Raw genomic sequence first — 11800 nt, forward strand, 5'->3', positions numbered from 1 at the left:
GGCGAAGACCGGCGGCCGGCTCCGCTCGGGAGCCGGCCGCCGCTGCTGACTAGCTGACGGTGATCTCGGTGTAGACCGGGACGCTGAACGGGTCGAGCATCACGTTGCTGACGTGGCTCGACCAGGCCACGGTGCCGTTCTGGTACCAGAGCGGGATGGCCGGCACGTCGGTGACGAGCATCTTCTCGGCGGTCTGGAAGTCGGTGACCGAGGTCGCCGCGTCAGGTGCCGCGTTCGCCGTGTTGACCTGACTGTCGAACTGCGGGTTGTTGTAGTGCGAGTCGTTGGAGGACCCGCCGGTGGTGTAGACCGGCTGCATGAAGTCCTGGATCAGCGGGTAGTCCATCTGCCAGCCGGTCCGGAACGGGCCGGTCATCTTCTGGCTGGTGATCTGGTTGCGGAAGTCCGCGAAGGTGCCGATCGGGTTGCCGACGCAGGCGTTGTTGTTGCCCAGCACCGTGTTGATGCTGTTGCAGGTGGCGTCGACCCAGTCCTTGTGCGGGCCGTCGGCGTTGTAGCTGATGGTCAGCTGGCCGCCCGGGATGCCGCCGCCCTGCTGGATCAGCTGCTTGGCCATGGTGGGGTTGTAGGTGCAGAGGTCACCGCAGAGGCCGGCCTTGAAGCCGTTGGCGCCGAGCACCGGGGAGGTCCAGTCGGTGGCCGAGGTCCGGGTGTTGGTGAAGATGTTCTTCACGATGGTGTCCCGGTCGATCGCCATCGAGATGCCCTGGCGGACCAGCTTCGCGTTGGCGGTGCTCCACTGCGGCTGGTACAGCGGGAAGGAGATGGTCTGGATGATGCCGGCCGGGGTGTTGAGGAAGCGGCCGCCGCTCGGCCCGCCCGCCAGGGTCTTGATCGCCGTGTTGGACAGCGTGTTGTCCACGTCGAGGGCGCCGGACTGGAGGTCGGAGTAGGCGGCGTTCGGGTCGGTGTAGACGACCAGGTTGATGCCGCCGTTCTTCGGCTTGTTGCTGCCGCTGTAGTCCGGGTTCGGCACCAGCTGCATCTGCTGGCTGCGGGTGTACGACTGGATCATGTACGGCCCGTCGCCGACCGGCTTGTTCAGGTAGGCGGCGTGGTTGCTGAAGAAGCTCGCGGGCAGCGGGTAGTACGCGTTGTAGCCCAGGGTCTGCGGCCAGGTGGTGAACTTCTGGGTGAGCGCCACCGTGAAGGTGTTGTCGTTGACCACCTTGAGGCCCGACATGGTCTGCGCGGTCGGCGAACCGCTGGCCGGCGCGACGTCGTTGTAGCCCTGGATGTACTGGAAGAAGCTCGCGTTGACCTGCTTGTTGGTGGACAGCGCGCCGTAGTTCCAGGCGTTCACGTAGGACGAGGCGGTCACCGGGGTGCCGTCGCTGAACTTCCAGCCGGGCTTGAGGGTCACCGTCCAGTTCTGCTGGTCGGATGAGGTGATCGAGTCGGCGTTGGCGTTGCTGGCCGCGCTGGTCTTGGGGTCGTACTGGATCAGGCCGGCGAAGATCATGTTCATCACCGCGCCGCCGTTCACCTCATTGGTGTTGGCCGGCTCCAGCGGGTTCTGCGGGTCGCCCCACCAGGCGCGGACGGTGCCGCCGCCGCTCGAACCGGAGCCGCTACTGCTGCTACTGCTGCAACCGGTGGCCACCAGGGCCGCCGACGTCACTGCGATCACGGCCCAGCGCACTCTGGTGGCTGAAGGCATGAAGGACCTCCTCGGGGGTGTGTGAGGCATCACACCCCATTCGAAGGGCCGGGCGGTGGCGACGCACCCGCAGCAGGGCCACTCGGGCAGCTGGTGCCGCCGAACAGGTGACTGAAAGCCCGTCAGCCGGCTCCCCCGAGGGGGAACCGGCTGACGGCCTTGCGACTGGGTCCGACTGAGTCGGCGTCAGTTCTTCTTGGCGCGGGAGGCGGTGCGACCGCGCTCCTTCTGGTCCAGCACGACCTTGCGGATGCGCACGGTCTCCGGCGTGACCTCGATGCACTCGTCCTCGCGGCAGAACTCGAGCGACTGCTCCAGCGACAGCTTGCGCGGCGGCACCAGGTTCTCGGTGGTGTCGGAGGAAGCCGCACGCATGTTGGTGAGCTTCTTCTCCTTGGTGATGTTGATGTCCATGTCGTCCTGGCGCGAGTTCTCGCCGACGATCATGCCCTCGTACACCTCGGTGGTGGGCTCGACGAAGAGCGTGCCGCGCTCCTGGATGCCCATCATGGCGAACGGGGTCACCACACCGGCGCGGTCGGCCACCAGCGAACCGTTGTTGCGCATCCGCAGCTCGCCGAACCACGGCTCGTGGCCCTCGAAGATGCTGTGCGCGATGCCCGTGCCACGGGTGTCGGTCAGGAACTGGGTGCGGAAGCCGATCAGGCCACGCGACGGGACGATGAACTCCATCCGGACCCAGCCGGAGCCGTGGTTCGTCATGGTCTCCATGCGGCCCTTGCGGACGGCCATCAGCTGGGTGATCGCGCCCAGGTACTCCTCGGGGCTGTCGATCGTCATCCGCTCGACCGGCTCGTGCACCTTGCCGTTGACGACCTTGGTGACCACCTGCGGCTTGCCGACGGTCAGCTCGAAGAGCTCCCGGCGCATGGTCTCGACCAGGATGGCCAGCGCCAGCTCACCACGGCCCTGCACCTCCCAGGCGTCCGGGCGCTCGGTCGGCAGCACGCGCAGCGAGACGTTACCGATCAGCTCGCGGTCCAGGCGGTCCTTCACCATCCGGGCGGTGACCTTGTGGCCCTTGCCGCCCTTGCCGACCAGCGGCGAGGTGTTGGTGCCGATGACCATCGAGATGGCCGGCTCGTCCACCGTGATCAGCGGCAGCGCGATCGGGTTCTCCAGGTCGGCGAGGGTCTCGCCGATCATGATGTCCGGGATACCCGCGACGGCGCAGATGTCGCCGGGGCCGGCCACCTCGGCCGGCTTGCGGGTGAGCGCCTCGGTCATCAGCAGCTCGGTGATCTTCACCTGCTGGATCGAGCCGTCCCGCTTCATCCACGCGACCTGCTGGCCCTTGCGCAGCTCACCCTGCTCGACGCGGCAGAGCGCGATGCGGCCGAGGAAGTTGTCGGCGTCCAGGTTGGTGACGTGCGCCTGCAGCGGGGCGTCCGCGTCGAACTCCGGGGCCGGGACGTGCGCCAGGATGGTGGAGAAGAACGGCTCCAGGCTGTCGCTGTCGGCCGGGACGGTGCCGTTCTCCGGCTTGGTCAGCGAGGCGACGCCGTCACGGGCGCAGGCGTAGACGATCGGGAACTCGATCTGGTCCTCGGTGGCGTCCAGGTCCAGGAAGAGGTCGTAGGTCTCGTTGATGACCTCGTCGATCCGGGAGTCCGGACGGTCGGTCTTGTTGATGCAGAGGATCACCGGCAGCTTGGCGGTGAGCGCCTTGCGGAGCACGAAGCGGGTCTGCGGCAGCGGGCCCTCGGAGGCGTCGACCAGCAGCACGACCGCGTCGACCATCGACAGGCCGCGCTCGACCTCGCCACCGAAGTCGGCGTGGCCGGGGGTGTCGATGATGTTGATGGTGATCGGCGCGCCACCCTCCTTGGGGTGGTACTTGACCGCGGTGTTCTTCGCGAGAATGGTGATGCCCTTCTCGCGCTCCAGGTCGTTCGAGTCCATCATGCGGTCGTCGAGGTGCTGGTGAGCCGCGAAAGCACCGGCCTGCTTGAGCATCGCGTCTACCAGGGTCGTCTTCCCGTGGTCGACGTGGGCGACGATGGCGACGTTGCGGATGTCATTGCGCGTGGGCATGCGGAGCGAACTCTCCCGGAGTCGTGGGTTGTGGCGCCCCGGCCTGTTCCGGTCCACCCGCCGGGCTTACCATGCCACGGCTTGTCCTATCGTACGTGGCCGCCGGGACGACCCGCGAAGTGAGGACCGGCTAGCGCAGGAAACCCAGGTCCTGGTAGCGCGGCCAACCGAAGCCGTACGCGCCCGCCCCGGCCACCCCGGTGCGCACGGCGACCAGCTCGGGACGCTGGTAGAGCGGGACCGAGTGGCCCAGCTGCCAGATCCGCTGGTCGGCCTGCTGCAGCAGCGCGGTCTGCCGGACGGCGTCCGACTCGGCCTCGGCCTTGGCGAAGAGCTGGTCGATCTCGTCCGTGCCGGCGCCGCCGTAGTTGAGGCCGATCACCGCCTTGCCGTCCGCACCGGGCCGGGGCTTGGCGTAGAGCGGCTGCTCGTCGGTGGCGGGGAAGGCGGTGGCGGGCCAGGAGAAGAGCGCCAGGTCCCAGTCGCCGGTGGCCAGGTGGTCGCGGACGAAGCTGTCGGGCGCCGCCGCCTGCGGGTGCACCGTGATGCCGTACGGGGCGAGCTGGGCCACCAGGGCGTCGGCGGTGCGGCGGGCGGTGGCGGAGCCGTCGGGGTAGAGCAGGCTCAGTTCCAGGTGCATGGACTTGGCGGTGGCGGCGAGCGAGGCGCTGTTGTCGCGGTAGCCCAGCTGGTCGGTCATCAGCAGGTGGTTGCCGAGCGGCGCGGCGGGCAGGCCGAGCGGGCCGAGCGCGGCCTCGGCGATCTTGCCGCGGTCCACGCAGGCGGCGACCGCGCGGCGCAGCGCGGGTTCGGCCAGCTGACCGCGGCCGCCGTTCAGGGTGAGCTGGGTGAAGGCGGGGGCCGCGGCCCGGTGCAGGGTGATCCCTGGCAGCGCCCTGGCCCGGCGCAGCGCCTGGGTGGCGGAGTCCAGCGCGTCGGCGGACTTGGCCGCCGGCGGGTGGTCGACGGCGCCCTCCAGCGCGGCGACGTCGATCCGGCCCTGGGAGAGGGCGTCGAGCCGGTCCGGGGTGGCCAGGAAGTCGAGCTCGTCGACCTTGGCGGCGTCACCCCACCAGCGGGGGTTGCGGACCAGCGCCGCCTTGCCGCCCTTGGCGTCCAGCGACTGGAGCAGCAGCGGCCCGGCGCTGAGCGGCAGGCCGGCCGCCGGGTTCAGCGGGCTGAACAGCGACTTCCACTCCGCGTACGACTGCCGGAAGACCACCTTCACCTGGTGCTGATCGACGCCCTGCGCGATCGACTCGATCGCCCGGTAGCCCGGGTGGTCGGCGCGCAGCGCCGTCCACTGCGCGGTGAAGTCGGCGGCCGTCACCGGCGTTCCGTCGCTCCACACGGCCTTCGGGTTCAGCCGGTAGGTGACCGTCCGATCGGCCTGCTCGGCGTTCACCAGGTAGTCCGGGTCGGGGACCGGCCGCGCGTGGTCGTCCAGCCGGTACAGGCTGGGCAGCAGCGCGTGCGCGATCAGCGCGGTGTCGGCGGTGGCGTCGCTCTGGTAGACGTCCAGCGAGGCGGGCACCTGGTCCACCGCCCAGCGCAGCGTGCCGCCCTGGCGCACCACCGTGCGGGTGGCCGGGGTAAAGTCCGAGGCGGACTGGGACGGCGGCGGGACCGGGGCCGGCGCGCTGTCGCAGCCCGCCAGTGCACTGAGCAGCGCGGCGGCGGCGAGCACCCTGATGCTCTTCATGGCGTCCACTCAACTCCAGCCCGCCGGCGAAGAACTGACGACACGACAAGCTGTCCTCCGATCGGCGCAGCGAATCCCTGTCCAAGGTCTTCCGAGCAGCTGTGATCAAGGTCACACTCACAGGATGGCCATAACGACCAAGCGTGCCGCGATCCCGGAACGCACCCTGCGCACCGACCGCTGGTGGCTGCCCCAACTGAGCACGGCGGCGGGCCTGCTGGTCTTCATCGGGTACTCGACCTGGCGAGCCTTCGAAGGCGCGCACTACTACGCGGCGCCGTACGTCTCGCCGTTCTACTCCCCCTGCCTGGCCGCGAACTGCGTGCCGATGCGCGGCGGGGCCGACTGGGCGGTGATCGGCGACTGGTGGCGGCTCTCCCCCGCGCTGCTGGTGCTGGTATTCCCGCTCGGCTTCCGGTTGACCTGTTACTACTACCGCAAGGCCTACTACCGGGCCTTCTGGTCCTCGCCGCCGGCCTGCGCGGTGGCCGAGCCGCACGCCCGGTACAGCGGCGAGACCCGGTTCCCGCTGATCCTGCAGAACCTGCACCGGTACTTCTTCTACCTGGCGATCCCGGTGGCCGCGATCCTGAGCTATGACGCGGTGCTCGGCTTCCGCGACGCGGCCGGCGCCTGGGGGCACGCCGGGCTCGGCACCCTGGTGCTGCTGGTGAACGTGACGCTGATCTGGGCGTACACGCTCTCCTGCCACTCCTGCCGGCACATCGTCGGCGGTCGGCTGCGGCACTTCTCCAAGCACCCGGTGCGCTACCGGGCCTGGCAGCTGGTGGGACGGCTGAACTCCCGTCACATGCAGCTGGCCTGGGCCTCGCTGGCCTCGGTCGGGCTCGCCGACCTCTACGTGTACCTGGTCTCGTCCGGCGCCTTCGCCGATCCGAAGTTCTTCTGAGGAGCCCAGTGGACGACTACGAAAGCTACGACGTGGTGGTGGTCGGCGCCGGCGGGGCCGGGCTGCGGGCCGCGATCGAGGCCCGCGAGCAGGGCATGCGGGTCGCGGTGATCTGCAAGTCGCTCTTCGGCAAGGCCCACACCGTGATGGCCGAGGGCGGGATCGCCGCCTCGATGGGCAACGTGAACAGCGGCGACAACTGGCAGGTGCACTTCCGCGACACCATGCGCGGCGGCAAGTTCCTCAACCACTGGCGGATGGCCGAACTGCACGCCAAGGAGGCGCCGGAGCGGGTCTGGGAGCTGGAGACCTGGGGCGCGCTCTTCGACCGGACCAAGGACGGGCGGATCTCGCAGCGCAACTTCGGCGGGCACGAGTACCCGCGGCTGGCGCACGTCGGCGACCGGACCGGGTTGGAGTTGATCCGCACCCTGCAGCAGAAGATCGTGGCACTCCAGCAGGCCGACCATCGCGAGAGTGGCGACTACGAGTCGGGCCTGAAGGTCTTCCAGGAGTACACCGTCACCAGGATCCTGAAGGACGGCGATCAGGTGGCCGGCGTCTTCGGCTACCGGCGGGAGAGCGGGCAGTTCTTCACCATCGCCGCGCCCGCCGTGGTGCTGGCCACCGGCGGGATCGGCAAGTCGTTCAAGGTGACCTCCAACTCCTGGGAGTACACCGGCGACGGCCACGCCCTGGCGCTGCTGGCCGGCGCCCGGCTGCTGAACATGGAGTTCATCCAGTTCCACCCGACCGGCATGGTCTGGCCGCCCTCCGTGAAGGGGATCCTGGTCACCGAGTCGGTGCGCGGCGACGGCGGGGTGCTGCGCAACAGCGAGGGCAAGCGGTTCATGTTCGAGTACGTGCCCGAGGTCTTCCGCGGCCAGTACGCCGAGACCGAGGCGGAGGCGGACGGCTGGTACGCGGACCCCGGCAAGCACCGCCGACCGCCCGAGCTGCTGCCCCGCGACGAGGTGGCCCGGGCGATCAACTCCGAGGTCAAGGCCGGCCGCGGCACCCCGCACGGCGGGGTCTTCCTGGACGTCTCCAGCCGGCTGCCGGCCGAGGAGATCATCCGGCGACTGCCTTCGATGCACCACCAGTTCAAGGAACTGGCCGATGTCGACATCACCCGCGAGCCGATGGAGGTCGGCCCGACCTGCCACTACGTGATGGGCGGGGTCGAGGTGGACCCGGACACCGCGGCCAGCCCCGCCGTGCCCGGTCTCTACGCGGCGGGCGAGGTGGCGGGCGGCATGCACGGCTCCAACCGGCTGGGCGGCAACTCGCTCTCCGACCTGCTGGTCTTCGGACGTCGGGCCGGACTCCACGCGGCGCGGTACGTCAGCGAACTGACGCAGCGTCCGACGCTCGACCGGACCCAGCTGGACGCGGCCGCCGCCGAGGCCCTGGCGCCCTTCGGCGAGGGTGTCGAGCACCCGTACGCGCTGCACCAGGAGCTCCAGCAGACCATGAACGACCTGGTCGGGATCATCCGCCGGGCGGGCGAGATGAAGCAGGCGCTGGACCGGCTGGCCGGGCTGCGCCGGCGGGCCGACCAGGTGGCGGTGGAGGGCCACCGGCAGTTCAACCCGGGCTGGCACCTGGCCCTGGACCTGCGCAACATGCTGCTGGTCTCGGAGTGCGTGGCCCGGGCGGCGCTGCTGCGCCGGGAGAGCCGGGGCGGGCACACCCGGGAGGACTGGCCCGGGATGGACCGGGACTGGCGGCGGGTGAATCTGCTCTGCTCGCTGGACGAGGAGCGGCTGACCGTGGAACGGCAGGCCAACCCGCCGTTCCGCGCCGATCTGCTGGCGCTGTTCGACCGCGCCGAACTGGCGAAGTACTTCACCCCGGAGGAGCTGGCAGATGAGCGATGAGCGGGAGCTGCGGGTGTGGCGCGGGGAGGGCGGCGAGGGCGGCTTCGTCTCCTACCGGTTGGCGGCCGACGAAGGCGAGGTGGTGCTCGACCTGGTCCACCGGCTGCAGGCCACCCAGGCGCCGGACCTGGCGGTGCGGTGGAACTGCAAGGCGGGCAAGTGCGGCTCGTGCAGCGCCGAGGTGAACGGGCGGCCGCGGCTGCTCTGCATGACCCGGCTGTCGGCGCTGCCGCCGGACCAGCCGGTGGTGCTCACCCCGCTGCGCGCCTTCCCGCACGTGCGGGACCTGGTCACCGACGTGGGCTTCAACTACGCCAAGGCCCGCGAGGTGCCCGCCTTCGTACCGCCGGCCGGCCTGGCGCCCGGGGAGTACCGGATGCGGCAGGAGGACGTGGCGCGCTCGCAGGAGTTCCGCAAGTGCATCGAGTGCTTCCTGTGCCAGGACACCTGCCACGCGGTGCGCGACCACGAGGAGAACAAGGGCGCCTTCGCCGGCCCGCGCTTCCTGATGCGGGTGGCCGAGCTGGACATGCACCCGCTGGACGCGGCCGCGGCCGACGGCCTGGACCGCCGGGCGAGCGCACAGGAGGTGCACGGGCTGGGCTACTGCAACATCACCAAGTGCTGCACTGAGGTCTGCCCCGAGCACATCAGGATCACCGACAACGCCCTGATCCCGCTCAAGGAACGGGTGGCCGACCGCAAGTACGACCCGCTGGTCTGGCTCGGGTCGAAGATCGGTCGGCGGCCCCGGGACTGAGGCCGCGGCCGAGCCCACAGCTGAGCCCGCGTCTGGGCCCCCTCGCGGGGCTCAGATGCTCAGCTCGAACCAGACGATCTTGCCGTGCGGGGTGCGCCGGCTCCCCCAGCGCTCGGCCAGCAGGCTGACCAGTTGCAGGCCCCGCCCACCCTCGTCGGTCTCCTGGGCCCGGCGCTGGCGGGGCTGGGCGTAGCCGTCGTCCCAGACCTCGCAGACCACCGCGGTGTCGCGCAGCAGGCGCAGCCGGATGTCGCCGCGCCCGTGCCGCAGCGCGTTCGTCACCAGCTCGCTGACCAGCAGCTCGGTGGTGTCGACCAGTTCGTCCAGACCACGGGCCAGCAACCAGGCGCAGGCCCGTTCGCGGGCCTTGGCCACCGAGGTGGGCTCGGGCGGCAGCTTCCAGTCGCCCACCGCGTTCTCCGGCAGCGCCCGCACCCGGGCCATCAGCAGGGCGATGTCGTCCTCGCCGTGGTGCGGATCGAGCTCGTTGAGCACCTGGTCGCAGAGCGTCTCCAGGGCCGGGGCGCCGTTCTCCAGAGCGGTGCGGAAGGCGTGCAGGCCCTCGTCCAGCTGGTGCTTGCGCGACTCCACCAGGCCGTCGGTGTAGAGGCCGAGCAGCGCGCCGTCCGGCAGCACCAGGGTGACCTCCTCGAACGGCTCGCCGCCCACGCCCAGCGGCAGGCCCGGCGGCACGTCGAGCATCCGGGCCGGCTCGCCCGGGCTGAGCAGCGCGGGTGGCAGGTGGCCGGCGTTGGCGAACACGCAGCGGTGGGTGACCGCGTCGTAGACGGCGTAGACGCAGGTGGCCAGGTAGACCTCGACCGCGTCCTCGTCGCCCGGGCGGGCCGCGCCGCCGTAACCCGGCAGCGGGCCGGGGCCCGGGTCGCCCAGGCCGCGGGCGATCTCGTCCAGCGAGCCGAGCACCTCGGCCGGCTCCAGGTCGAGCATGGCCAAGGTCCTTACCGCGGTGCGCAACTGACCCATCGCCACGGCGGCGCGCAGTCCGCGCCCCATCACGTCGCCGATCACCAGCGCGGTGCGGTTGCCGGGCAGCGGGATGACGTCGAACCAGTCGCCGCCGACCTCGGTGTTGTTGTTGCTGGGGCGGTAGCGGCAGGCGATCTCCAGGCCGCTGGCCTCGGGGTTGCCCGGGGGCAGCAGGCTGCGCTGCAGGATCAGCGCGCGCTCGTGCTCGCGCCGGTAGAGCCGGGCGTTGTCCACGCAGACCGCGGCCCGGGCGGCGATCTCCTCGGCGATCGCCACGTCCCGGGCGTCGAACGGCTCGCTGCCGATCGCCCGGGAGAGCTGCACCAGGCCGAGCACCACGTCCCGGGCCACCAGCGGGACCACCAGGGTGCTGCGCAGCAGCGGGTCGGGGCCCGGGTCCGGGATCGCGCTCCGGCCGGTGCGCAGCGCCCGCGCGTGCGGGGAGCGCGGCGGGTAGCAGAGCGTGCCGCCGGCCTCGGCGGCGGCCAGCCGGGCGCCGTAGGACTCCGGGAAGCCCTGGTCGCCGCCGAGCAGCGAGCCGAAGTCCATCGAGGAGGCGCCGCCGACCACGCTGGAGACCGCGACCCGGCGCAGCTCGCCGCTGCCGTCGTACGGGGCGCTGCCGGCCAGTGAGGGGCCGCTCTCGCCGGAGAGCAGCGCGGAGTACAGGTCGACCGTGGCCAGGTCGCAGAACTGCGGGACGACCACGTCCAGCAGTTCCTTGGCGGTGGTCTCCAGGTCCAGGGTGGAACCGATGTGCGCGCTGGCCTCGTTGACCAGGGCCAGGTTGCGGCGCACCCCGGCGGCCTCGCGCTCGGCCACGTGCCGGCCGGTCACGTCGTTGACCTGGCCGGCCACGCCCATCGGCCGCTCGCCGGGGCCGGTCAGCCGGTAGAGCGAGATCGCCCAGCGGCGCTCGCCGCCGCGGGTCGGCACGGTGCCGTTGAACCGCAGGTCGACCACCGGGTCGCCGCTCTCCAGCACCTGGCGCAGCGCGGCCTGCAGTCGCTCGGCCTCGGAGGAGGAGAACAGGTCGTGCGCGGTCAGCCCGCAGAGCGCGTCGGGCTCGACGCCGACCGCGCCGGCGAAGGCCTGGTTGACCCGCTGCAGGCGCAGTTGCCGGTCGAACAGGAAGAAGCCGCTCGGGGTCTGCCCGAAGACCGCCTCGGAGGCGGCCAGGTCGGTCTCGATCCGGCGCAACTTGCCCAGGTCGACGGCGAGACAGAGCGCGCCGCCCGGGCCGTCGGCGACCTCGCCGTCCGGGCCGTGCTGGGCGACGGCGGGCATCAGGTAGACCTCGGCCAACCCCTCGCCGCCGTCCGGCTCGCGGTAGGGCACGGTGCCCACCCACTCCTCGCCGGCCAGCGTGAGCTCCAGCCGGGACCGGCCGCGGCGCCACAGCTCGCGCGGCACCAGGGTGGTCACCGGGTCGGCGCCGAGCGCCTCGGCGGCGGGCAGCGCGAAGAAGTCGGCGGCCCGCTCGCTCCACTGACTGATCCGCCCGTCGGGGCCGATCGCGAAGGTGGCGACCCGGATGTACTCGTAGATCGAGCCGGGGTCGGTGTCGCCCCAGCGCGGCGCGGGGCCGGGCGCGGGTGCGGCGGGGTCGGCGCGGTGCGCGACCGGGTCGGGGACGCCGGTGGTGACCGGTGCGCCCGCCTGCCCGGGCACGGCGGCATGACCGCTACCAGTCAGCGCTTCCCGCGCCGGCATGCTGTTCAAGGACCGACCCCTCCAACCCGCGCCCATTCGGATGTCGAGAAGACCTGAGATGACCGAGTATTCATCATCCGAGGGCGGGCGCACACGCCCTCAACATCACAAC

At 71.1% G+C, this 11800-nt stretch carries 7 protein-coding genes; 3 read left to right on the forward strand and 4 right to left on the reverse strand.

Going from position 1 to position 11800, the window contains the following annotated elements; all coding sequences use genetic code 11:
- Nucleotides 1-49 precede the first annotated feature (49 nt).
- From P3T41_RS04275 to P3T41_RS04285, 3 genes are all read right to left on the reverse strand, one after another.
- Entirely contained in the window at nt 50-1681 is a 1632-nt protein-coding gene (locus P3T41_RS04275) for an ABC transporter substrate-binding protein (protein WP_280687759.1), read from the reverse strand.
- Between the two features lie 186 nt (nt 1682-1867).
- Nucleotides 1868-3736, reverse strand: coding sequence for a translational GTPase TypA (gene typA / locus P3T41_RS04280; protein WP_280687761.1), 1869 nt, complete (start codon nt 3734-3736; stop codon nt 1868-1870).
- Between the two features lie 130 nt (nt 3737-3866).
- Nucleotides 3867-5438: an ABC transporter family substrate-binding protein gene (locus P3T41_RS04285; RefSeq protein WP_280687763.1), complete on the reverse strand. Its 1572-nt coding sequence runs from the start codon at nt 5436-5438 to the stop codon at nt 3867-3869.
- Between the two features lie 124 nt (nt 5439-5562).
- Between P3T41_RS04285 and P3T41_RS04290 the strand changes: the two genes are divergently transcribed.
- Genes P3T41_RS04290 through P3T41_RS04300 form a run of 3 tightly spaced genes read left to right on the forward strand, consistent with a single transcriptional unit; the run spans nt 5563 to nt 8988 of the window.
- On the forward strand, nt 5563-6348 hold the full coding sequence (locus tag P3T41_RS04290) for a hypothetical protein (RefSeq protein ID WP_280687764.1): 786 nt from the start codon (nt 5563-5565) through the stop codon (nt 6346-6348).
- Nucleotides 6349-6356: 8 nt separating this feature from the next.
- Nucleotides 6357-8228, forward strand: coding sequence for a fumarate reductase/succinate dehydrogenase flavoprotein subunit (locus tag P3T41_RS04295; RefSeq protein WP_280687766.1), 1872 nt, complete (start codon nt 6357-6359; stop codon nt 8226-8228).
- Nucleotides 8218-8988 (forward strand): succinate dehydrogenase/fumarate reductase iron-sulfur subunit, encoded by a 771-nt coding sequence (locus tag P3T41_RS04300; protein WP_280687768.1) that lies wholly within the window; start codon nt 8218-8220, stop codon nt 8986-8988. Before P3T41_RS04295 ends, P3T41_RS04300 begins: the two co-directional genes overlap by 11 nt.
- 51 nt (nt 8989-9039) lie before the next feature.
- Here P3T41_RS04300 and P3T41_RS04305 read toward each other — a convergent pair whose 3' ends face one another.
- Complete coding sequence (locus P3T41_RS04305) at nt 9040-11688, reverse strand: SpoIIE family protein phosphatase (protein WP_280688040.1); 2649 nt, start codon at nt 11686-11688, stop codon at nt 9040-9042.
- Between the last annotated feature and the right edge of the window lie 112 nt (nt 11689-11800).

The sequence above is a fragment of the Kitasatospora sp. GAS204B genome, from assembly GCF_029892155.1.
Taxonomy (GTDB): domain Bacteria; phylum Actinomycetota; class Actinomycetes; order Streptomycetales; family Streptomycetaceae; genus Kitasatospora.

Excerpts from the sequence above, each read along its gene's own strand:
- P3T41_RS04275 (WP_280687759.1), bottom strand. The coding sequence starts at position 1,681 with ATGCCTTCAGCCACCAGAGTGCGCTGGGCCGTGATCGCAGTGACGTCG.
- typA (WP_280687761.1), bottom strand. The coding sequence starts at position 3,736 with ATGCCCACGCGCAATGACATCCGCAACGTCGCCATCGTCGCCCACGTC.
- P3T41_RS04285 (WP_280687763.1), bottom strand. The coding sequence starts at position 5,438 with ATGAAGAGCATCAGGGTGCTCGCCGCCGCCGCGCTGCTCAGTGCACTG.
- P3T41_RS04290 (WP_280687764.1), top strand. The coding sequence starts at position 5,563 with ATGGCCATAACGACCAAGCGTGCCGCGATCCCGGAACGCACCCTGCGC.
- P3T41_RS04300 (WP_280687768.1), top strand. The coding sequence starts at position 8,218 with ATGAGCGATGAGCGGGAGCTGCGGGTGTGGCGCGGGGAGGGCGGCGAG.
- P3T41_RS04305 (WP_280688040.1), bottom strand. The coding sequence starts at position 11,688 with ATGCCGGCGCGGGAAGCGCTGACTGGTAGCGGTCATGCCGCCGTGCCC.